The 581-nt window shown below is 71.6% G+C and carries 1 pseudogene; it reads left to right on the top strand.

What is annotated here, in order from left to right:
• Positions 1-24: 24 nt before the first annotated feature.
• Positions 25-581, top strand: a pseudogene (locus tag G7A99_RS24000) (ABC transporter permease); the annotation flags it as partial.

The raw sequence follows: 581 nt of genomic DNA, 5'->3' as shown, positions 1-581 counted from the left end.
GTGCCGGCGGCCCGGCAGGGCCTGATGGTCGGTGTCAACCAGGTGATCATGCTGTCCCTCAACATGGTGATCATCGCCTCGATGATCGGCGCCGGCGGCCTCGGCTATGACGTGCTCCGTGCCCTGCGCCGGCTGCAGATCGGTGACGGGCTGGAGGCGGGCGTCGCCATCACCCTGATCGCCATCGCCACCGAGCGTCTGGGGCGCGCGCTTACCGACGGCACCCGCAGCCGGCCGCGACTCCCGCGGCGGCATTTCGCCCTGCTGCTGGCCGCCGTGGTGGCGCTGCCCACGATCGCCGGCGTGTTCTGGTCGCCGCTGGCCGGGGTGCCGGACGCCCTCACCGTGAGCACGGCGGAGTACTGGGGGCGACTCGTCGCCTGGGTCAACACCGAGCTCTACGGGCCGCTCAACGGGGCGAAGTCGGTGCTGCTGGTGTACGTGCTCATCCCATTCAAGCGGGCACTGGTGGCGTTGCCGTGGACTGGTGTCGTCGCCGCCCTGGCGGTGCTCAGCCACCGCCTGGGCGGCTGGCGGCTCGCCGCGGGCGTCACCGCTCTGGCGCTGTTCATCGCTGTCAC

Source organism: Arhodomonas sp. KWT (genome assembly GCF_010993615.1).
Note: the sequence above shows the minus strand (reverse complement) of the source record. Positions and strands in the feature narration are given on the sequence as shown.